Origin of the sequence: Antarctobacter albus (genome assembly GCF_900101505.1) — a bacterium.
GTDB lineage: Bacteria > Pseudomonadota > Alphaproteobacteria > Rhodobacterales > Rhodobacteraceae > Antarctobacter > Antarctobacter albus.
On the sequence record NZ_FMZI01000009.1, the window covers coordinates 189,373 to 209,732 of the forward strand.

23 protein-coding genes are annotated in these 20,360 nt (G+C 65.4%); 16 read left to right on the plus strand and 7 right to left on the minus strand.

All coding sequences use genetic code 11. The features are described from left to right. Positions 1-7: 7 nt before the first annotated feature. The 3 genes from BLQ71_RS16945 to BLQ71_RS16955 are packed head-to-tail and all read left to right on the plus strand — an operon-like array spanning position 8 to position 2,580. Positions 8-1,237 carry a class I SAM-dependent RNA methyltransferase gene (locus BLQ71_RS16945; RefSeq protein WP_074622546.1) on the plus strand — a complete coding sequence of 410 codons (1,230 nt, stop codon included), beginning with the start codon at positions 8-10 and terminating at the stop codon, positions 1,235-1,237. A gap of 4 nt (positions 1,238-1,241) precedes the next feature. Beyond that, positions 1,242-2,054 (plus strand): ion transporter, encoded by an 813-nt coding sequence (locus tag BLQ71_RS16950; RefSeq protein ID WP_069211146.1) that lies wholly within the window; start codon positions 1,242-1,244, stop codon positions 2,052-2,054. Between the two features lie 34 nt (positions 2,055-2,088). Further along, positions 2,089-2,580 carry a L,D-transpeptidase family protein gene (locus BLQ71_RS16955; protein ID WP_069211145.1) on the plus strand — a complete coding sequence of 164 codons (492 nt, stop codon included), beginning with the start codon at positions 2,089-2,091 and terminating at the stop codon, positions 2,578-2,580. A gap of 41 nt (positions 2,581-2,621) precedes the next feature. On the opposite strand, the gene dalA is transcribed toward BLQ71_RS16955, so the two are convergent. Next, positions 2,622-3,194, minus strand: coding sequence for a divisome-associated lipoprotein DalA (gene dalA, locus BLQ71_RS16960; protein WP_074622547.1), 573 nt, complete (start codon positions 3,192-3,194; stop codon positions 2,622-2,624). A gap of 167 nt (positions 3,195-3,361) precedes the next feature. Between dalA and BLQ71_RS16965 the strand changes: the two genes are divergently transcribed. Then, a complete protein-coding gene (locus tag BLQ71_RS16965) occupies positions 3,362-3,958 on the plus strand; it encodes a L,D-transpeptidase (protein ID WP_043142768.1) in 597 nt (198 codons plus the stop codon). A 148-nt stretch (positions 3,959-4,106) separates the two neighbouring features. After that, positions 4,107-4,307 carry a hypothetical protein gene (locus BLQ71_RS16970; protein ID WP_043142766.1) on the plus strand — a complete coding sequence of 67 codons (201 nt, stop codon included), beginning with the start codon at positions 4,107-4,109 and terminating at the stop codon, positions 4,305-4,307. 123 nt (positions 4,308-4,430) lie between these two features. On the opposite strand, the gene hemH is transcribed toward BLQ71_RS16970, so the two are convergent. Continuing rightward, positions 4,431-5,495: a ferrochelatase gene (hemH, locus tag BLQ71_RS16975; protein ID WP_074622548.1), complete on the minus strand. Its 1,065-nt coding sequence runs from the start codon at positions 5,493-5,495 to the stop codon at positions 4,431-4,433. A gap of 55 nt (positions 5,496-5,550) precedes the next feature. Next, complete coding sequence (locus BLQ71_RS16980) at positions 5,551-6,369, minus strand: methyltransferase domain-containing protein (protein WP_074622549.1); 819 nt, start codon at positions 6,367-6,369, stop codon at positions 5,551-5,553. Here BLQ71_RS16980 and BLQ71_RS16985 point away from each other — a divergent pair, their 5' ends adjacent. From BLQ71_RS16985 to BLQ71_RS17000, 4 genes are read left to right on the plus strand one after another with little or no spacing between them, the layout of a single operon-like run. Then, complete coding sequence (locus tag BLQ71_RS16985) at positions 6,370-7,113, plus strand: ComF family protein (RefSeq protein ID WP_229754883.1); 744 nt, start codon at positions 6,370-6,372, stop codon at positions 7,111-7,113. A gap of 38 nt (positions 7,114-7,151) precedes the next feature. After that, positions 7,152-7,409 carry a glutaredoxin 3 gene (gene grxC, locus BLQ71_RS16990; RefSeq protein WP_043142761.1) on the plus strand — a complete coding sequence of 86 codons (258 nt, stop codon included), beginning with the start codon at positions 7,152-7,154 and terminating at the stop codon, positions 7,407-7,409. Then, positions 7,409-8,242, plus strand: a complete 834-nt coding sequence (locus BLQ71_RS16995; protein WP_074622550.1) for a carbon-nitrogen hydrolase family protein — start codon at positions 7,409-7,411, stop codon at positions 8,240-8,242. The genes grxC and BLQ71_RS16995 overlap by 1 nt, the downstream gene beginning before the upstream one ends. Next, positions 8,239-8,670 carry a MarR family winged helix-turn-helix transcriptional regulator gene (locus BLQ71_RS17000; RefSeq protein WP_069209771.1) on the plus strand — a complete coding sequence of 144 codons (432 nt, stop codon included), beginning with the start codon at positions 8,239-8,241 and terminating at the stop codon, positions 8,668-8,670. Before BLQ71_RS16995 ends, BLQ71_RS17000 begins: the two co-directional genes overlap by 4 nt. A gap of 75 nt (positions 8,671-8,745) precedes the next feature. Here the strand turns inward: BLQ71_RS17000 and ubiG are convergent, their stop codons facing one another. Beyond that, on the minus strand, positions 8,746-9,483 hold the full coding sequence (gene ubiG / locus BLQ71_RS17005) for a bifunctional 2-polyprenyl-6-hydroxyphenol methylase/3-demethylubiquinol 3-O-methyltransferase UbiG (protein ID WP_074622551.1): 738 nt from the start codon (positions 9,481-9,483) through the stop codon (positions 8,746-8,748). A 47-nt stretch (positions 9,484-9,530) separates the two neighbouring features. Here ubiG and pip point away from each other — a divergent pair, with 47 nt between their 5' ends. From pip to BLQ71_RS17030, 5 genes are all read left to right on the plus strand, one after another. Further along, on the plus strand, positions 9,531-10,508 hold the full coding sequence (gene pip / locus BLQ71_RS17010) for a prolyl aminopeptidase (RefSeq protein WP_074622552.1): 978 nt from the start codon (positions 9,531-9,533) through the stop codon (positions 10,506-10,508). A 79-nt stretch (positions 10,509-10,587) separates the two neighbouring features. Then, complete coding sequence (locus BLQ71_RS17015) at positions 10,588-11,583, plus strand: ABC transporter permease (RefSeq protein WP_043142746.1); 996 nt, start codon at positions 10,588-10,590, stop codon at positions 11,581-11,583. After that, positions 11,580-12,776 carry an ABC transporter permease gene (locus BLQ71_RS17020; RefSeq protein WP_043142744.1) on the plus strand — a complete coding sequence of 399 codons (1,197 nt, stop codon included), beginning with the start codon at positions 11,580-11,582 and terminating at the stop codon, positions 12,774-12,776. Before BLQ71_RS17015 ends, BLQ71_RS17020 begins: the two co-directional genes overlap by 4 nt. A 3-nt stretch (positions 12,777-12,779) precedes the next feature. Next, positions 12,780-14,429, plus strand: a complete 1,650-nt coding sequence (locus BLQ71_RS17025) for an ABC transporter ATP-binding protein (RefSeq protein ID WP_074622553.1) — start codon at positions 12,780-12,782, stop codon at positions 14,427-14,429. Between the two features lie 68 nt (positions 14,430-14,497). Further along, complete coding sequence (locus BLQ71_RS17030; RefSeq protein WP_074622554.1) at positions 14,498-16,051, plus strand: ABC transporter substrate-binding protein; 1,554 nt, start codon at positions 14,498-14,500, stop codon at positions 16,049-16,051. Positions 16,052-16,207: 156 nt separating this feature from the next. On the opposite strand, the gene hslU is transcribed toward BLQ71_RS17030, so the two are convergent. Then, on the minus strand, positions 16,208-17,515 hold the full coding sequence (gene hslU / locus BLQ71_RS17035; protein ID WP_043142735.1) for an ATP-dependent protease ATPase subunit HslU: 1,308 nt from the start codon (positions 17,513-17,515) through the stop codon (positions 16,208-16,210). 133 nt (positions 17,516-17,648) lie between these two features. On the opposite strand from hslU, the gene BLQ71_RS17040 reads away from it, so the two are divergent. Continuing rightward, a complete protein-coding gene (locus tag BLQ71_RS17040) occupies positions 17,649-18,584 on the plus strand; it encodes a diacylglycerol/lipid kinase family protein (protein WP_083342284.1) in 936 nt (311 codons plus the stop codon). After that, positions 18,581-19,366: a metallophosphoesterase family protein gene (locus BLQ71_RS17045; protein ID WP_074622556.1), complete on the plus strand. Its 786-nt coding sequence runs from the start codon at positions 18,581-18,583 to the stop codon at positions 19,364-19,366. The genes BLQ71_RS17040 and BLQ71_RS17045 overlap by 4 nt, the downstream gene beginning before the upstream one ends. Before the next feature lie 7 nt (positions 19,367-19,373). On the opposite strand, the gene hslV is transcribed toward BLQ71_RS17045, so the two are convergent. Both hslV and trxA read right to left on the minus strand, forming a co-directional pair. Then, a complete protein-coding gene (gene hslV / locus BLQ71_RS17050) occupies positions 19,374-19,925 on the minus strand; it encodes an ATP-dependent protease subunit HslV (protein WP_043142729.1) in 552 nt (183 codons plus the stop codon). A gap of 99 nt (positions 19,926-20,024) precedes the next feature. Beyond that, entirely contained in the window at positions 20,025-20,345 is a 321-nt protein-coding gene (gene trxA, locus BLQ71_RS17055; RefSeq protein ID WP_043142727.1) for a thioredoxin, read from the minus strand. Positions 20,346-20,360 lie beyond the last annotated feature (15 nt).

Below are 20,360 nucleotides of genomic sequence, written 5' to 3' on the forward strand. Positions count from 1 at the left end.
GTCGCGCATGTCGGATGGCGCGCAGGAAGTGACCATTGAACGTCTGGGCCATCACGGCGACGGGATCGCGCCGGGTCCGATCTATGTGCCGGGTGTCCTGCCGGGCGAGGTGGTCACGGGAGAGGTGGCCAATTCGGTCATGGCGGCGCCGCGCATCGTGACGCCCTCGGATCAGCGGGTGTCACCGCCCTGTCGGCATGCGAAATCCTGCGGCGGCTGCCAGTTGCAACATGCCGCCGACGGTTTTGTCACCGGCTGGAAGGAAGAGGTGGTGCGCCGCGCGCTGGAGGCGCAGGGGCTGGCCTGCCCGATGCGCGAGACGGTGACCTCGCCCGCGCGGTCGCGGCGGCGGGCGGCGTTTTCGGTTCGGCGGACCAAGAAGGGCGCGCTGGCGGGCTTTCACCAGAAGGCCTCGGACGTGATCGTCGCGGTGCCGGACTGTCAACTGGTGACGCCCGCGCTGTCGGCGGCATTGCCGATGGTGGAACGGCTGGCGGTGGCGGGGGCCTCGCGCAAGGGAGAGATGTCCGTTCTGGTGACGGAAAGCCTGTCGGGGCTGGACGTCATGGTGAAGGGTGGCAAGCCGGTGGACGACGCCCTGCGGGTGGAGCTGGCCAATATCGCGCAGGGCGCGGGGCTGGCCCGGCTGGCCTGGGGGGACGAGGTGCTGACCCTGCGCCCGCCGCATCAGCAATTCGGCACGGCCTTGGTGACACCGCCGCCCGGTGCCTTTTTGCAGGCGACAGCGACCGGGCAGGACGCGCTGCTGGCCGGTGTGCTGGAGGCGCTGGCGGGGGCAAAACACGTTGCCGACCTGTTCGCCGGCTGCGGCACCTTTGCCCTGCCGCTGGCGGAATTGGCCCGGGTTCACGCGGTCGAAGGGGACCGGGCGATGACCGCCGCGCTGGACAAGGGCTGGCGCCAGGGGCAGGGGCTGCGCCATGTCACGACGGAAGCGCGCGACCTGTTCCGCAATCCGCTGTTGCCCGACGAGTTGAAACGCTTTGACGGCGCCGTCATCGACCCGCCGCGCGCCGGGGCCGAGGCGCAGGTGGCAGAGCTGGCGCGGGCGCGGGTGCCGCGCATCGCCCATGTGTCGTGCAACCCCGTCACCTTTGCACGCGACTGTGCGCGGCTGGTGGCGGCGGGCTATCGCCTCGACTGGTTGCAGGTGGTTGACCAGTTTCGCTGGTCCACCCATGTGGAACTGGTCGCCGCATTGCAGCTGGAGAGTTGAACCCATGAATTTTCGCGCCCGCGTCGGGGCCATCGTCGATGCGCCCCGCGTGCAGAATGCCATCATCGCCGTCATCATCCTGAACGCCGTGGTCCTGGGCATGGAGACCTCGGAGGTCCTGATGGGCCGGTACGGAGCGCTGATCATCGCCCTGGACAAGTTCTGCCTTGTGGTCTTCGTCGTCGAGATCGCGGCAAAGCTGCTGGCCCGGGGGGCCGGGTTCTTTCGCAGCGGCTGGAGCGTCTTCGACTTCCTGATCGTCGGCATTGCGCTGGTGCCGGGCGGGCAGGGGCTTTCGGTGCTGCGGGCCTTGCGCATCCTGCGGGTGCTTAGGGTGATTTCCGTGGCGCCGCGCCTGCGTCGGGTGGTCGAGGGATTCGTGACCGCGCTGCCGGGCATGGGCAGCGTCTTCTTGCTGATGGCGATCATCTTCTACATCGGCAGCGTCATGGCGACAAAACTCTTTGGCGACAGTTTCCCCGAGTGGTTCGGCGACCTCGGCCTGTCGGCCTATTCACTGTTCCAGATCATGACGCTGGAAAGCTGGTCGATGGGGATCGTGCGCCCGGTGATGGAGGTCTATCCCTATGCCTGGGTGTTCTTCGTCCCCTTCATCATGGTCACGACCTTTGCCGTGGTGAACCTGCTGGTGGGTCTGATCGTGAACTCGATGCAGGATGCCCACCACGAGGAGGATACGATTGCCACCGATGCCTACCGCGACGAGGTCATCGCCCGGCTGGAGGCGATCGAGCGGCGCCTGGCCGAACGGCAGGGCGATGGCGAAATCGTGAGCTACGCAAAACAGGGCGACTGAGATACACTGCCGAAAAACGAAACGAGGCAGTGAAATGACGATTCTCAGGTTGGCCCTACTGGCGATGCTGGGTCTGACGGTGGCGGGATGCGGCAAGTTTCCCACCTACAACGGACCGGCGGTGACCCATGTTCTTGTGAACAAGGGCGAACGCAAAATGTACCTCATCCACCATGACGAGGTGCTGGAATCCTACGACATCGGTCTGGGATTCGCGCCGAACGGCGACAAGAAGATCGAGGGCGACGGCAAGACGCCCGAAGGCAGCTACATCATCGACCGTCGCAATCCGAACAGTCAGTTCTACCTGTCGATCGGCGTGTCCTATCCCAATCCCGAGGACCGGGCCGAGGCCAAGGATCTGGGCAAGAGCCCGGGGGGCGACATCTTTATCCACGGCCGCCCGTGGAAGTACCGCAAGGGCGGACAGGACTGGACGGCTGGCTGTATCGCCGTGACCAACCGCGAAATGCGCCAAGTCTATTCGATGGTAAAGAACGGCACGCCGATCACGATCACGCCCTGAAACGGGATGGACAGAGGTCCCGGGTCAGGCCCGGGACGGGGTCAGCTGGCGGCAGCGGGGGTTGCGCTGGGGGTCGGGCCGGCATTTCCCGGGGCGCCCAGAACCATCGTCCACCAGATCTTGCCGTTGGGTTCCTGGTGCCAGGCAAAGCCGAGGTCGCGTGCCGAGGGGTCCAGGATCACGGTGCGCGTGCTGTCCTGTTGCATCCAGGCGGCCAGGGTTTCCAGCTCGGATTCGTAGGTTTCGGACAGGGTTTCGCCCACCAGGCTGCCCTGGTAGCCGACGCGGCGCACGCGGTCGATCGGCGAGGAGCCGTCGGAGCCGAAGTGCCAGGGCCGGTTCTGAACCGACATGTCGCGGGCATGGGTTTCGGCGGCGGCGTTCAGCTTGGAGTCCAGTTGCAGTTCCGGGGCGCCGGCGCTCTTGCGCAGGGCGTTGACCGAATCGAGCATACGGTACTGGATGCGGCCGCGCCCGACCGAGGAGATGCGATAGACCTGAGGCAGCGGCTTGCCGTCCGGACCCAGCCGGGGTTCGGTGTTTCCGGTGGGGGTCGTGGTGCAGGCTGCCGCGGCGGCGGAGGCGGACAGGGCGATAAAGGCGCGACGGTTCATCTGGCTGCTCTTGGACTCTTCGTTTGACCCTGCCTTAGCGAAGGACGCGTTGCCGATCAAACCCACATCGGCGTGAGTCGGCATATTGACAGGTGTTTGAATTGCGACTGAGGCATTCGAGCCATATTATGTCGCGATAGGATACAGATCCCCGAGGACAATGCAGCATGACGAAACCGGCAGGAAGACCCTTTGACCGCCGCGCGTTCCTCGCCGGCGGAGCGGCGCTGATCGGCACACCCGCACTGGCGCAGAACGTGAACGACGGCACCACAGAGATCGAGCGCAACGTGACGAACGTCGTGCGCCGCAACATCTCGAGCTTTCGGACCCTGGAGTGGAAGGACTACTTCAGCAACCTCAACAAGGGCGCGATCCTGGTCGACATCTCGTCGCGGGCGCTGCACTTCTGGCGCGAGGACGGCAGCTATTACCTGTACCCGTCGTCGGTCCCCCTGACAGAGGACCTGACCCGGCGCGGCCGCACCCGGGTGGTGCTGAAGGACCCCGAGCCCGATTGGCGTCCGACGCCGGCGATGAAGCGGCGCAACCCTGAGTGGCCCGACTATGTCGGACCCGGACCGGACAACCCGCTGGGCACCCGCGCCTTGCACCTGAGCTGGACGTACTACCGGATTCACGGCACCCACGACACCCGCAAGATCGGGCGCCGTTCGTCCAACGGATGCATCGGCCTGTACAACGAACATATCGAACAACTGTACGAGATGGCCTACGTCGGAACGCAGGTGTTGCTAATTTGACGACATGGGGGCGGACCGCAAAATCGGGCGCCCAAGAACCAATTGCAAAGCCTCTGAATTACTGCTTAGACAGGGATACGAGGTAAGTCTTGGGTGCCTGTCGTGTGTTCAATAGTGGCCACGGTAGGCGAATATCTGGAGAAGAAACATGAAGAAACTCGCTCTCGCAGCCGTTTTCGCTGGCGCAGCCACCACCGCATTCGCTGGTTCGTACAAGTCGTACGCCAAGGATGAAGTGGTCATGGAGCCCGTCGTGGTCGTGGAAGAAACCCAAGAGGCATCGTCCTCCGCTGGTCTCCTGATCCCGCTGCTGCTCATCGCGATCATCGCAGCTGTTGCCGCCGACTAATCGTCGACGGTCGCAAGATCATGCAAAAAGGCGGTGCGACGGCGCCGCCTTTTTCATTTCCTGGGCCAGGCATCGCGCGGCCCTTTTCCGGTTTTCACTAACGAAACCGTGAGCTTGGCCGGGTTAGGAGACCCAGCCGCCCAGGTTCTCCTCGATCAGTTGCGACAAGGCGTCGATATGCGCCGGGTCGTCGTTGAGGCAGGGGATATAGGTGAACTTCTCGCCGCCCGCCTCTTCAAAGCTCTCCTTGATCTCTTCGTTGATCTCTTCGAGCGTCTCGATGCAGTCGGCCGAGAAGGCCGGGGCACAGACGGCGATGTGTTTCTTGTCGTCTTCTTTCGCCAGCCGGGCGACCTCGTCCACCGTGTAGGGTTTCAGCCACTCCTCGGGGCCGAATCGACTCTGGAACGTGGTGGTGATCTCGGTCTTGTCCCACCCCAGCCGCTCGCGCAGCAGGCGAGTCGTCTTCTGGCACTGGCAGTGGTAGGGGTCGCCCTCCAGCAGGTAGCGTTTCGGCACCCCGTGGTAGGAACAGACCAGGATGTCGGGCCGTTCTTCGGCCTGCGCATAGGCGCGTTCGATCGATTGGGCCAGCGCCTCGATATACTTCGGGTGGCCAAAGTAGGGGTCGACGATGCGCGCGGTCGGCTGCCATTTCTCCTGCATCAGCGCGCGAAAGAACTGGTCGTTTGCGGTGGCGGACGTGGCACCGGCGTAATGCGGATACAGCGGGAAAAACAGGATCTTGTGGCAACCTGCCTCGACCATCTCGCGCACCTTGGACTGGGTCGAGGGGTTGCCGTAGCGCATGCAGAAATCGACATGCACCTTGTCGCCGTAGCGGTCGGCCATCTTGCGGGCGATGGCGGCGGTCTGGTCCTTGGTGATGGTCATCAGCGGGCTTTCCCCCGCCTCCTCGTTCCAGATCGACTTGTAGGCCTCGCCCGAGCTGAAGGGGCGCTTGGTCAGGATGATGAGTTGCAGCAGCGGCTGCCATTTCCACTTGGGATAGTCGATCACCCGCTGGTCCGAGAGGAACTCGTTCAGGTAACGGCGCATCGACCAGTAATCGTAGTTGTCCGGGGTGCCGAGGTTGGCCAGCAGCACGCCGACGCGCTCACGCGGCAGGCTGGGATGGTCGTCGGGGGCATGGGCCGGACGTTTGGCGGAAGTGGTGGCGTCAAGCATGATGTCTGTCCCGTGATCACGCGTTTGGCTGGATGTATCGTCGTTTTGCAATGCGTCAATCTTTCAAAGGCGTTTCCGAGGTATTCAATGCATCGGCCAGGCGCTGCGCGGCGGACCCGGGGCGCAAGGGCTGCGGCTGCGAGGCGTCCGGCGCCCATCCGGTCAGGGTGATGATCTCGAAGGTGGCCGGAACTCGTCCGTTCGGCAGGGTGAATTCGCGGGCATAGATCTCGGCCGCGCGCAGCAGGACGGCGCGCCGAGTGGGATGCCGCAACCGGCCCTCCAGGGCATTGCCTTCTCCCATCGCGCGCAGTTCATGCATCAGGTGCAGCGGCGAGGCGTAGCTGGCGGTCAAAGGCGCGGAATCCGCCACCGGCAGGGCCAGCCCCGCGCGTTGCAGCAGGGCACCCAGGTCGCGGATCTCGCCCATCGGGGCGACGCGGGGCGACAGCCCGCCCGTGACCTCCGTTTCCGCCTGAGCCAGCGCGGCGCGCAGCTCGTGCAGGGTTTGCCCGCCCAAAGTCAGCACCAGGCACAGCCCGTCGGGGCGCAGCGCGCGGCGGCACTGGATCAGCTGGCCCACCGGGTCGTCGGCCCAGTGCAGGCACAGCGCGTGGATCACCAGGTCATGCGCGCCCTCGTCGAGGTCCAGCACCTCGGTGTCGGCGATGCATGTGGCCTGGGGGAAATGCGGCTGCCAGACCTGCGGGAAAGGCGTGATCACGGCGATGTCCGTAAACCCCTTGTTAACCATCGCGAGACGATCCTGCGCGTCGTCGCGCGCGGCCTCGTGCAGGAACAGCGCCTCGGCGTGCGCACGGGCGCGATGCAGGGTCAGGGCGTGCCGGTCGGTGAGACGGGGAGGATTGGGCATATGTTGGCTCATAGGCTGTGGTCGGCGGGGATGCAAACCCTGGTGCAGATGGTCTATCCGCCGCGCTGCCTGGCCTGCGGCGGGCTGGTGGAGACGGATTTCGGCCTGTGCGGGACCTGCTGGCGCGATACGCCGTTCATATCCGGACTGTCCTGCGATCTATGCGGTGTGCCCTTGCCGGGCCAGTCCGACCGGGCGGAACATTGCGACGATTGCCTCACCGTCGCGCGACCCTGGAGCCAGGGGCGCGCCGCGCTGGTCTACCGTGACCGGGGCCGGCGCATGGTTCTGGCGTTGAAACATGGCGACCGCCACGACATCGCGCGCCCGGCAGCGAAATGGATGGCGCGGGTCACGCGCGGGCTGATCCGGGACAACATGCTGGCCGTGCCGGTGCCCCTGCACGTCAATCGCCACCTGAAACGGCGCTACAACCAGTCCGCGCTGCTGGCAGAGGCGCTGGCGCGGGACCTGGGGCTGGACTGGTGCCCCGACGCGCTGGAACGGGTCAGGGCCACGCCCAGCCTCGAAGGCAAAAGCCGCGAGGAACGGTTCAGCGTGCTTTCCGGCATGATCCGCGTGCCGGACCGGCACAGCCCGATGATAGCGGGGCGGCCGGTGCTGATCGTCGACGATGTCATGACCAGCGGCGCCACGCTGGCCGCAGCGTCAGAGGCCTGCCTTGCGGCCGGCGCAACAGAGGTTTGTGTCAGCGTACTGGCGCGCGCGGCCAAAGACGCATAAATCCATGACCATACGCACGAACGATCTGGAGGACCGAGATGCAACCGGTCGAGATGTATTATTCGCCGCTCTGCGGCTACTGCCACGCGGCCAAGCGCCTGCTGGACAGCAAGGGTGTCGACTATGCCGGCATTAACGTGCTGGAAGAGCCGAACCGCCGGTCCGAGATGATGGACCGCGCGCATGGCCGCCACACCGTGCCGCAGATCTTCATCGGCGAGACCCATGTCGGCGGCTTCGATGACCTTGCCGCGCTGGAAAGGCAGGGCAAGCTGGACGCGCTGCTGGCGGGCTGATGCGGGCCGCGCTGTTGCAGATGACCTCGTCGGACGATCCGGCGCAAAACCTGGCCACGATGCGGGGGATGCTGGCCCGTGCGCGGGACGAAGGCGCGCAGATCGCGCTGACGCCCGAGGTCTGCAATTGCGTCTCGATGGACCGTGGCCACCAGGCAGAGGTGCTGCGTCCCGAGGATGCGGACGAGGGGCTGTCCGGTCTGCGGGCTGCGGCGGCAGAGCTTGGGATCTGGGTGCTGGCCGGGTCACTTGCGCTGAAGGCGGAACCGCCCGAGACGCGGTTCGTGAACCGATCCTTCCTGATCTCTCCCGAGGGTGAGATCGCCGCGCGCTACGACAAGATGCACATGTTCGACGTGCAGGTCTCCGAGGCGGAGACCTACCGCGAATCATCGGGCTATGCGCCGGGTGGGCGGGCCGTCCTTGCGGACACGCCCTTGGGCACCTTTGGCCTCAGCATCTGCTACGATGTGCGCTTTGCCTACCTCTACCGCGCACTGGCGCAGGCGGGAGCGCAGGTTCTGACCGTGCCGGCGGCCTTTTCGCCCGGGACCGGCCCGATGCACTGGCAACCGCTGTTGCAGGCCCGCGCGATCGAGACGGGCTGTTACGTCCTGGCCCCGGCCCAGACGGGCCAGCACGCGGCCACGGCGGGCCGGTCGCGCCGGACCTATGGCCATTCGATGGTGATCTCTCCCTGGGGTGAGGTGCTGCTGGACGCGGGCACGGACCCGGGGGTTTTCTGCGTCGATCTCGACATGGGGGCGGTCGAAGAGGCGCGGCGCAAGGTGCCCGCCCTGAGCCATGACCGCCAATTCGAGGGACCGGCATGAGCGACGCCAGCGGCCTTGCCATCTCGCTCTTCTCGGAACTGCTGACCGCGGATCAGCTGTTGCGCGCGCGGCTGACCAAGGTGCTGCCGAACCGCATGGAAATCTCACATTTCTCGGTGCTCAACCATCTTGCCCGGGGTGGAGAGAAGACCCCGGCACAACTGGCGCGGGCCTTCCACGTCACCCGTGGCGCGATGACCAACACGCTGTCGAAACTGGAAATCGCCGGCTACGTCCACATCCGCCCCGACTGGGACGATGCCCGGCGCAAGCTGGTCTCGATCTCGCCCGCGGGCCGGTCGGCGCGCGAGGCGGCGCTGGCCGCGATCACGCCCCTGATTGAAGAGATGCTGGGCGACCTGGGCGAGGACCGCGTGCGCGCCGCGCTGCCCGTGCTGCGCGAGTTGCGGCTGCGGCTGGAAGAGTGAGGGCGCTCTGCCCCCGTCTCGGCAAGCCGAGCCTCCCCCGAGGTATTTTAAAAACCAAAGAAGCCGGCCGCGTGTTCAGGCCGGGTTCAGAGCGGCGGTGACGTAGTTCACGCTGAGGTCGCGGTCCGACACGCTCCAGGCCCAGCTGACCGGGTTGAAGACGAATCCCTTTCTGTCCACCGGCTCCAGCCCGGCCTGGCGCATCAGCTCGTAGAGCTCGTCCGGCGTGATGAACTTGGCCCATTCATGGGTGCCCTTGGGCAGCCACCGCATGACGTATTCCGCCCCCACGATCGCCACTGCGAAACTCTTGGGGTTGCGGTTGATGGTCGAACAGATGTGCAGCCCGCCGGGTTTCAGCAACTGCCGGCAGGCGGTCAGGTAGGCCAGCGGGTCGGCGACGTGTTCCACCACCTCCATGTTCAGCACCACGTCGAACCGTTCGCCTGCCGCTGCCATCGCCTCGGCGGTGGTGTGGCGATAATCGATCTGCAGGCCGGATTGCGCCGCATGGGTCCGGGCCACGGGGATGTTGCGCTCGGCCGCGTCGACGCCGACCACATCGGCCCCCAGCCGGGCCATCGGTTCCGACAAGAGCCCGCCGCCACAGCCAATGTCCATGATGCGCAGGCCCGCGAAGGGCTGCGGCCCGGTCAGGTCGCGGTCGAACTCCGCCGCGATCTGGCTGGTGATATAGTCCAGCCGCACCGGGTTCATCATGTGCAGCGGCTTGAACTTGCCATGCGGATCCCACCATTCGGCGGCCATCGCTTCGAACTTGGCGATCTCGGATGCGTCCACGGTGGTCGTCATGAATTTCCTCATGGTCTTTTGCCCTTGAGGCGCAATATAGGTAGGGCATGGACAAAATCCCGGGCCAAAAGCGCGCAGTGCAGTATCTCTATCCGGCGATCGACCCGTTCGACCAGCGTATGCTGGACGTTGGCGACGGTCACCGGATCTACGTCGAGCAATGCGGCAACCCCGAGGGCCAGCCCGTCATCGTGCTGCATGGCGGCCCCGGCGGCGGCTGCAGCCCGGCGATGCGGCGCTATTTCGACCCCCGTTACTATCGCGTCATCCTGTTCGACCAGCGTGGCTGCGGACGCTCGCGGCCCCATGCCAGCGTGGTCGCCAATACCACCTGGAACCTGGTCGCCGACATTGAACATATCCGCGCCGAGCTGGAGATCGACCGTACCGTCGTCTTTGGCGGCAGCTGGGGTGCGACGCTGGCGCTGATCTATGCCATCAGCCACCCCGAGGCGGTGTCCCAGCTGGTGTTGCGCGGCGTCTTCCTGATGACCCGGACAGAGCTGGACTGGTTCTATGGCGGCGGTGCCGGGCAGTTCTGGCCCGAGCCTTGGGCGCGTTTCGCCGACATGATTCCCGAGGATGAGCGGGACGACCTGATCGCCGCTTATCACAAGCGCCTGTTCAGCGGCGACCTGCGGACGGAAACGCGCTTTGCGCAGGCCTGGTCGTCCTGGGAAAACGCGCTGGCCTCCGTCTATTCCAACGGGATGGGCGGCGAGGCCCCCGGCGAATACGCCCGTGCCTTTGCCCGGCTCGAGAATCACTATTTCATCAACGCGGGTTTCCTGGACGAGGACGGCTGGATCCTGAACAACATCGGCCGGCTGGCCGATGTGCCGGGGGTCATCGTGCAGGGCCGCTATGACATGATCTGCCCGCCGCGCCGCGCCTGGGACCTGGCGCAGGCCTGGCCGGGGGCCGACCTGCGGATGATCCGGAACGCGGGCCATGCGCTGTCGGAACCGGGGATCAGCGCCGAATTGGTGCGCGTAATGGACGATCTGGCCAGCCTGAGGGACTGAAACGGTCCAGACACAGGGTTTACACACCGATTTCAGGCGCTAACGTAGCTGTAACGAAAACAAGAAAACGACAGGGATCTTGAATCCGGTAATCAAAATCATACTCCAGCGTCTTGCGCTGGGCCTTTTGACTCTGTTCATCGTATCCATCGTCATCTTTGCGGCGGTGAACATGCTGCCGGGGGATTTCGCCGAGGCGATCCTGGGGCAGGGGGCCACACCCGAGGCCGTGGCGGCCATCCGCCGGGATCTCGGGCTCGATCAGGACCCGGTGACGCGCTACCTTCAATGGCTGGCAGGTGCGTTGCAGGGCGATCTGGGCAACTCCTTTGCCCAGGCGAATTTCGCCAGCTTCGTCGGTGACGACTCGGGTGTGCGGACCACCGTGGCCCAGCAGATCGCGCCGCGCTTCGCCAACACGATGTTCCTTGCCGGTGTCACTGCCGCCATCGCGGTGCCCTTTGCGGTGACGCTGGGCGTGCTGGCGGCGCTCTATCGGAACTCGGTCTTCGACAAGGTGGCGAACATCTCGACCCTGACCTCGATTTCCAGCCCCGAGTTCTTTCTGGCCTATGTGCTGATCCTCTTCCTGGCGGTGCTGAATCCGCTGCTGCCGTCCCTGTCCAACATCTACGCGGACATGGGATTTGCCGAACGGTTGCAGAAGACGCTGTTGCCGGCGCTGACGCTGACGCTGGTGGTGACCGCGCACATGATGCGGATGACCCGCGCGGCGATCATCAACCTGCTGGCCAGCCCCTATATCGAGATGGCGCGCCTGAAAGGCATCAAGCCGATGCGCGTGATCGTGCACCATGCGCTGCCCAACGCGCTGGCGCCGATCATCAACGTGATCGCGCTGAACCTTGCCTATCTCATCACGGGCGTCGTGGTGGTCGAGGTGGTCTTTGTCTATCCCGGCATCGGCCAGTTGTTCGTGGACAGCGTCAAGATCCGTGACATCCCGGTGGTGCAGGCCTGCTGCCTGATCTTTGCCGCCGCCTATATCCTGCTGAACCTGACGGCCGACATTCTGTCGATCCTGTCCAACCCGCGGCTGAGGCATCCGAAATGAGCACCGTACTCTGGAGTCTCGGCGCCATCGTTGTCTTGCTGGCGGGTGGCTGGGTCATGCGCCTGGCCGGTCAGAGCCTGACAGGAAACAAGCCTTTCTTCCGCGACATGCCGCTGGCGGTGGCCTTTGGCTACGTTCTGGGGGCGGCGCTGCTGCTGTTCGGCATCTGGTACTATTTCCAGCCCGCCGTGACAGCCGATGGCGTGCCCGTGGCCTCTGTCCAGTTCTTCCGCTGGGCGGTGCAGGGCGTGCTGATCGGCGCGGCGGCGGCCTTTGTCTTTCGCCTGATCGGGCGCACCCTGGGCACCGCGGGCAGCCGCAAGATGTTCCGGCAGATGCCGCTGACCGCCGCCTTCGGCGTGCTGGTCATCCTGATCTATGCGCTGCTCGCGATCTTTGCGCCGGCGCTGGCGCCGCACGGGCAGGAAGAGGTCTTCGGCCAGGCCAATATCGTCCCCGGTGGCAACCCGGCGCTGGGCGGCAACCCGGATTTCCCGCTGGGCACCGACCAGATCGGCCGGGACATCCTGTCCCGCCTGATCTACGGCGCCCAGAACACCGTGGGCATCGCCTTTGCGACCACGCTGCTGGCCTTCGTCCTGGGCGGCACCTTCGGGTTTCTTGCCGCCACCCTGCGCGGCTGGATGGACCAGGTCCTGAGCCGCATGGTCGATGTGCTGATGGCGATCCCCTCGCTGATCTTCTCGCTGTTGCTGATCACCGTGGCCTCGGCCTGGGTGTCCGGTTTTGGCCTGACGGTGGCGATGGTGGTCATCATCGCGGTGATCGATTCGACGCGGGTGTTCCGGCTGGCGCGTGCCGTGGGCATGAACATCGTCGTGATGGATTACATCGAGGCGGCCAAGCTGCGCGGCGAGGGCCTGCCCTATCTCATCTTCCGCGAGATCCTGCCCAACGCGACCGCGCCCCTGCTGGCCGAATTCGGCCTTCGGTTCTGTTTCGTCTTCCTGACGATCTCCGCGCTGTCCTTCCTGGGCCTGGGCATCCAGCCGCCGCTGGCGGATTGGGGCACGATGGTCAAGGATCTCTCGGCCTTCATCAACTACGCCAGTTTCGCGCCGCTTGCGGCCAGCGTGCCGCTGCTGGCCGCCGGCGCCATCGCGCTGCTGACCGTGGCCGTGAACTTCGTCGTCGACTGGATGCTGAACCGCTCTTCGGGGCTGAAGGATTGAGCCATGTCTGACTTCCTTGTCGAAATGCGCGACGTTCGGATCGAGGGCCGCTCGGACGAGACCTGGATGCCGATCATCAATGGCGTCGACCTGACCCTGAAAAAGGGCGAGGTTCTGGGACTGATCGGTGAATCCGGGGCTGGGAAATCCACGCTTGGTCTTGCCGCGATGGGGTTTTGCCGCGACGGCGTGCGCATCTCGGGCGGCAGCGTGATGTTCGACGGCATCGACCTGCTGGCCGCCAGCGCCGAGCAGAAACGCCAGTTGCTGGGCAAGCGCATCGCCTATGTCGCACAATCCGCCGCCGCCAGCTTCAACCCCGCGCACAAGCTGATCGACCAGCACACGGAGGCGCCGGTGCAGCACAGCGTGTCGGGCAAGGCCGACAGCGCCGCCGACGGCATCGAGCTGTATCGCAAGCTGCGCCTGCCCAACCCGGAAGAGATCGGCTTTCGCTATCCGCACCAGGTCTCTGGCGGCCAGTTGCAACGGGCGATGACCGCGATGGCGATGGCCTGCCGTCCGGACCTGATCATCTTTGACGAGCCGACCACCGCGCTGGACGTGACCACCCAGATCGAGGTGCTGGCCAGCATTCGGCAGATCGTCGAGGAATTCGACACCGCCGCGATCTACATCACGCATGACCTGGCCGTGGTTGCGCAGATGGCGGACCGCATCAAGGTGCTGCTTAAGGGCGACGAGGTCGAAGAGGCCGAGACGCGCACCATGCTGAGCGCGCCGACGCAGGACTACACAAAAAGCCTCTGGGCCGTGCGCGCTTTTGAACGCCCCGAGAAACCGCCCGTTGCCACCGATGCGACGCCGGTGATTTCCGTTCAGGGCGTGACGGCGGCCTATGGCACGGTGGATGTGCTGAAAAACGTCAGTTTCGACATCCACGCGGGCCGCACCGTGGCGGTGGTGGGCGAATCCGGTTCCGGCAAATCGACCACCGCGCGCTGCATCACCGGTCTTTTGCCGCCGCGTCTCGGCATCATCGAGCTGGACGGCGAACCGCTGCCCCTGGACTATCGCAAACGCAGCAAGGAACAGCTGCGCCAGGTCCAGATGATCTACCAGATGGCGGATACGGCGTTGAACCCGCGCAAGTCCATCGGCGAGATCATCGGCCGCCCGGTCGAATTCTACATGGGCCTGCGCGGCGCCGCCAAGCGCAAGCGCGTGGCAGAGCTGATGGACCAGATCGAGCTGCCTGCAGACCAGTACATCGACCGCCTGCCCTCGGAACTGTCGGGCGGTCAGAAACAGCGCATCGGCATCGCCCGTGCCCTGGCGGCAGAACCGAAGTTCATCATCTGCGACGAGGTCACCAGCGCGCTGGACCAGCTGGTCGCCGAGGGTATCCTCAAGCTGCTGGCGCGGCTGCAGGACGAGCTGGGCCTGAGCTACATGTTCATCACCCATGATCTGGCCACCGTGCGCGCCATCGCGGACGAGGTCGTGGTGATGAAGGACGGGCTGGTGGTCGAACAGGGGCCGAAACGCGACATGTTCAAGCCGCCACACCACGCCTACACCGACCTGCTGCTGTCCTCCGTCCCCGAGATGGATCCGGATTGGCTGACAAATCTGCTGAAAGAACGCGGAGTTGATAACATAGGCGATGCCGCCGTTGATAAAATGTCGTAGGAATCGCCAAAAAGCGACAAACCTGTCCGAAAACGAACCGGGACGGGCAATGACCAAGGGAGACTGACATGACCAGAATTAGCAGACGCGGACTTCTGACAACCGGCGCCGCTGCCGGTGTCCTTGCCGCCAGCGGCCTGCCGCTGCGCGCCCAGGCCAAGCGGGGCGGCCGCCTGCGCGCCGCTCTGTCGGGGGCCAACACCTCTGACAGCTGGGATGCCCGTACGCATTCCGACCTGTTCATGATCGCTTCGGCCCAGGGCTCGGTCTTTGACAACCTCACCGAGGTCGGCGCCGATGGTACGCTCAAGGGTGAGCTGGCCACCTCCTGGGAGGCGTCCCCGGACGCCAAGACCTGGACCTTCAACCTGCGCCAGGGCGTGACCTTCCACAACGGCAAGGCCTTTGGCGCGGACGACGTGATCGCCTCGTTGCAGATGCATGTCGCCGAGGGCGCGAAATCGGCGGCCAAGCCGATCATCGAATCCATCGTCGAGATGAAGAAGATCACCGACCACCAGGTGCAGTTCACGCTGGAGGCCGGCAACGCCGACTTCCCCTACCTGCTGTCGGACTATCACCTGCTGATGTACCCGGCGGGCCAGATCGAAGAGGCCATCGCCAAGGGCATCGGCACCGGCCTTTACAAGGTCCAGAGCTTCGAGCCGGGCGTGCGCATGGTCGCGACGCGGGTCGACAGCCACTACAAGGACGGCGACGCCGGCTTCTTCGACGAGATCGAGTACATCGCCGTCAACGACAACACCGCGCGGATGAACGCCCTGCTGACCGGCCAGGTCGATGCGATCAACCGCATCGACCTCAAGACCGAGGCGCTGCTCAAGGCGAACCCGATGGTGCGCATCCAGGAAGTGTCCTGCAACCAGCAGTACACCTTCCCGATGCTGACCAATGTCGCGCCCTTCGACGACGTGAACGTGCGCCGGGCGCTGAAATTCGCCATCAACCGCCAGGAGATGGTCGACAAGATCCTGCTGGGCCACGGTCGCGTGGGCAACGACACGCCCATCGGCCCCGCCAACCAGTATTTCGCCGCCGACATGGAGCAGAACAGCTACGACCCGGACAAGGCCAAGTTCTACCTCAAGGAGGCGGGCCTGTCCTCGCTGGACATCGACTTGTCGGCCTCCAGCGCGGCCTTCGAGGGCGCCGTCGACGCGGCGCAGCTGTACCAGGCCTCGGCCAAGTCGGCCGGCATCAACATCAACGTGGTGCAGGAACCGGCGGATGGCTACTGGTCGAACGTCTGGCTGAAAAAGCCCTTCTGTGCCTGCTACTGGTCGGGCCGCGCCACCGAGGACTGGATGTTCTCCAGTGCCTACGAGGAAGGTGTGCCGTGGAACGACACCCAGTGGGGCCGCGAGGACAGCGAACGCTTCCAGGACCTGCTGGTCGAGGCCCGCGCCGAACTGGACCCGGCCAAGCGCCGCGAGATGTACACCGAAATGCAGCAGATCCTGCGCACCGATGGCGGCGTGGTCCTGCCGATGTTCGCCAACTACGTGCAGGCGGTGTCCAACAAGATCGCCAACCCGGAAAAGGTGGGCAACCTCTGGCAAATGGACAACGCCCGCATGGCCGAGCGCTGGTGGACGGCCTGAGCGCACCCGTCCCGGGCCTGGCCCGGGACCGCGCCCAAACGAAACGCCCCGCCGGATGTGCGGGGCGTTTTGCGTTTCGGGGGCGGCCCCGGCTTCTTTGGTTTGAAAAATACCTCGGGGAGTGCGAGGGGCTGGCCCCTCGCTGTCCGCCGGTGGTCAGAGGACGTAGCGGCTGAGGTCCGTCGACCGGGTCAACTCGCCCAGGTGCTGTTCGACGAAATCCGCATCCACCGTGACCTCGGTCCCGGCCTGATCGGGGGCGGTAAAGCTCAGCTCCTCGAAGACCCGTTCCATCACCGTGTAAAGCCGGCGGGCGCCGATGTTCTCGACGCTGGTGTTCACCTCGGCGGCGATCTTGGCCAGCGCGGCGATCCCCTCGTCGGTAAAGCTGACCGTGACCTCCTCGGTGGCCATCAGCGCCGTGTACTGGCGGGTCAGCGCGTTGTCCGTTTCGGTCAGGATGCGCACGAAATCCTCTTCGGTCAGCGCCCGCAGGTTGACGCGGATCGGCAGGCGCCCCTGCAACTCCGGCAGCAGGTCCGAAGGCTTGGCGATGTGGAAGGCGCCCGAGGCGATGAACAGGATATGGTCGGTCTTGACCGCGCCATGCTTGGTCGAAACGGTGGTGCCCTCGATCAGTGGCAGCAGGTCGCGCTGCACGCCCTCGCGACTGACATCGCCACCCCGCGCCTCTTGCCGGGCGGCAACCTTGTCGATCTCGTCGAGGAAGACGATGCCGTTCTGTTCCACCGCTTCCAGGGCCGCGGCCTTGACGACCTCGTCGTCCAGCAACTTGTCCGCCTCTTCGGAAATCAGCACCTCGTAGCTGTCACGCACGGTCATCCGCTTGCGCGCCGTGCGCCCGCCAAAGGCCTTTCCGAACATTTCGCCCAGGTTCATCATGCCCATGTTGGCGCCGGGTTGGCCGGGGATTTCCATCATCGGAAAGGGAGAGCTTGTCTCGGCCACGTCCAGTTCGATTTCCGTGTCGTCCAGTTCGCCGTTCTTCAGCTTGCGGCGGAACATCTCGCGCGTGCCTTCGCGCGCGTCGGTGCCAGCAATGGCCGTGATGACCCGTTCTTCGGCGGCTTCATGGGCGCGCGCCTTGACCTCTTCGCGCATGTGCTCGCGCGTGTCGACGATGGCGGTGTCCACCAGGTCCCGGATGATCTGTTCCACGTCGCGGCCGACATAGCCCACCTCGGTGAACTTGGTCGCCTCGACCTTGATGAAGGGCGCGCGGGCCAGTTTCGCCAGGCGGCGGCTGATCTCGGTCTTGCCGACGCCGGTGGGCCCGATCATCAGGATGTTCTTGGGATAGACCTCGTCGCGCAGGTCATCGGACAGCTGCTTGCGCCGCCACCGGTTGCGCAGGGCCACGGCGACGGCGCGCTTGGCCTCTTGCTGGCCGATGATGAAACGGTCGAGTTCCGAGACGATTTCGCGGGGGGTGAGGTCGGTCATGCGTCTTGTTCCTTGTGCCGCGCCAGAGAGCGTGGGTTTCGGCGTGAGATATACATGTGACGCCAGAATCCAAGCCCTTTCCGGGAACCGCCTCCGCCGCCGGGGGGTTCCTTTCACCGAAAGCGAGGGCGCCATGCGGGATACGGGCACGATGCAGGACAGGATGGAAATGGCGGCGACCGGGCGGATCTGCATTGTCGCCAACCTGAAATCCGGGCGCAATTCGCGCGATGCGGCGGCGGTCGATGCCGCCGCAGAGGTGCTGGGAGCCGAGGTCCTGGCCTGCACCCGCCCCGATCAACTGGGCGCGACGCTGGACAAGGCCGTGGCACGGCGGCCCGACATGATCGTCTCTGCCGGGGGCGATGGCACCGCTGTTGCAACCGCGGGCAAGCTGCTGGGGACGGGCATCGCCATGGCCGTCCTGCCGTTGGGAACCTTCAACTACTTCGCGCGGGGCCTTGGGCTGGACCCGGACCCGGCAGAGGCGGCCCGCCAGATCGCGGCGGGCCGGATCGAGCCCCGGCGCCTGGGCCAGGTCAACGGGCAGATCTTTCTCAACAACGCCAGCGTCGGCGTCTATCCCCGCATCCTGAAAGAGCGCGAGGCGATCTATCGCCGCTGGGGCCGCCGCCGCCTGATGGCGCATTGGTCGGTCGTCCGCAGTTTCCTGCGCTTTCGCCGGCCCATGCGGGTTCGGCTGGGCACTGGCGACGGGACGCATCACCGCAAGACGGCTCTGGTTTTTGTCGGACGCTCGGATTTTCAACTGGCGCGCTTTGGCCTGGCAGGGGGTGAGGCGATCAAGGCGGGCGGTTTCGCGGTGCTGGTCGTCCGCGCCGAAAGCCGGGGCGAACTGTTCCGCAGGGTGGCCCGCCTGGCCGCCGGCGCGGTCGAGGAAGGCGTGGACTATGACCTGATCCAAGGAGACCGGCTGGACCTCGACCTGCCCGGGAAACGGCGGATGCTGCTGGCCTATGACGGTGAAAAGCGCAAGATGGAGGGACCGTTGCGCTTTGCCATGACGGAGGAGGAATTGCGGCTGGTCATGCCGCAAGAGAGGAAATGAAGCGAATACTCCACCTGTCGGACCTGCACTACGGGCGCGCGCGGGAGGACCTGGAACAGCCGCTGCTGGACGTGATCGGCCGGTTGACACCGGACCTGGTGGTGATCTCGGGCGATTTCACCCAGCGCGCGCGGGTGGGCCAGTTTGCCCGGGCGCGCGCCTTTCTGGATCGTCTCGATGCGCCTTGGTTGGCTGTTCCGGGCAACCACGATACCCCGCTCGATAATCTCTGGCTGCGGATGGTGGCGCCCTGGCGGCGCTATCGGCGTGCCATCCATCAGGACCTCGAACCGCGATATGCCGATGATGGCATGGTGGTCGTCGGCGTGAACACGGTAAACCGCTTTGCCTGGCAGCGCGGGCGGCTGTCGTCGCGGCGGATCACCCGGGCCTGCGAAGGCTTCGGCGCGGCGGGCGACAGGGCGCGGATCGCAGTTCTACACCATCCGCTGCAACACGGCGCCGGGGTCCGGAAACGGCTGATGCAGGGGGCGGATGCGGGGCTGAGGGGCTTTGCGGAATGCGGTGCGCGGATCGTCCTGTCCGGGCACCTGCACAACACGGTGATCGCCCCGATGCGGGCCTGGCCGGAACTGCTGTTCGTGCAGGCGGGCACCTGCCTGTCCAGCCGCGTGCGGGGTGAGCCCAACACCTTCAACCTGCTCGATCTCGACGGGCCGGATGTGCGGATCGCGCGCTGGGCCGCCGGGGAAACGGGCTTCGTCGAAAGCGACGCCGTCAGCTATGTGCAGCGTGACGGCGCCTGGCATCGCAGGGGCTGAGCCGGGCTCAGCCCAGGGTTTCCACGGTCAGGTTGCCGTTGGTGTAGACGCAGATGTCGGCGGCAATGGCCATTGCCGTGCGGGCGACCTCCTCGGCGGATTTATCGGTGTCCATCATGGCGCGCGCGGCGGCGAGGGCGAAATTCCCGCCCGACCCGATGGCCGCCACGTCATGTTCAGGTTCCAGCACGTCGCCGGCGCCTGTGATAACGTAAAGCTCCTTGCCGTCGGTGACGATCAGCATCGCCTCGAGTTTCTGCAGGTACTTGTCGGTGCGCCAGTCCTTGGCCAGTTCGACGCTGGCGCGCTGCAATTGCCCCGGCGCGGCCTCCAGCTTTTTCTCCAGCCGTTCCAGCAGGGTAAAGGCATCCGCCGTGGACCCGGCAAAGCCGCAGAGCACGTCATGACCGCCCGGAGACAGGCGGCGCACCTTGCGCGCGGTGCCCTTGATCACGGTCTGGCCAAGGCTGACCTGGCCGTCGCCCGCGATGACCACCTGCCCGCCCTTGCGGACGCCGATGATCGTGGTGCCGTGCCAGCCGGGAAACTCGTCGGACATGAGAACGCTCCTTGTCGGTTGTGGCCCGATATGGGCCATGCCGCGCAAAACGACAAGGGCGCCCGAAGGCGCCCCTGCGAATTCAAATGGTTACGCGGCTCAGATCGATTCTTCGATCCAGCTTTGCAGCGCGGCCTTGGGGCGCGCACCGGCGAGGTTCGACACCGCCTGTCCGTCCTTGAAGACAAACAGCGCGGGGATGCCGCGCACGCCCATCGCGGCTGCAGTGTTCGGGTTCTGGTCAACGTCGACCTTGGCGATCTTGACCTTGCCTTCCATCTCGGCGGCCAGTTCTTCGAGGGCGGGGCCGATCTGCTTGCAGGGGCCGCACCACTCGGCCCAGAAGTCGACGACGACGGGGATGTCGGAATTCTTCACTTCGGCGTCGAAGGTGTCATCGGTGACGGCGACGGTGGCCATTGGGGAATCTCCTGA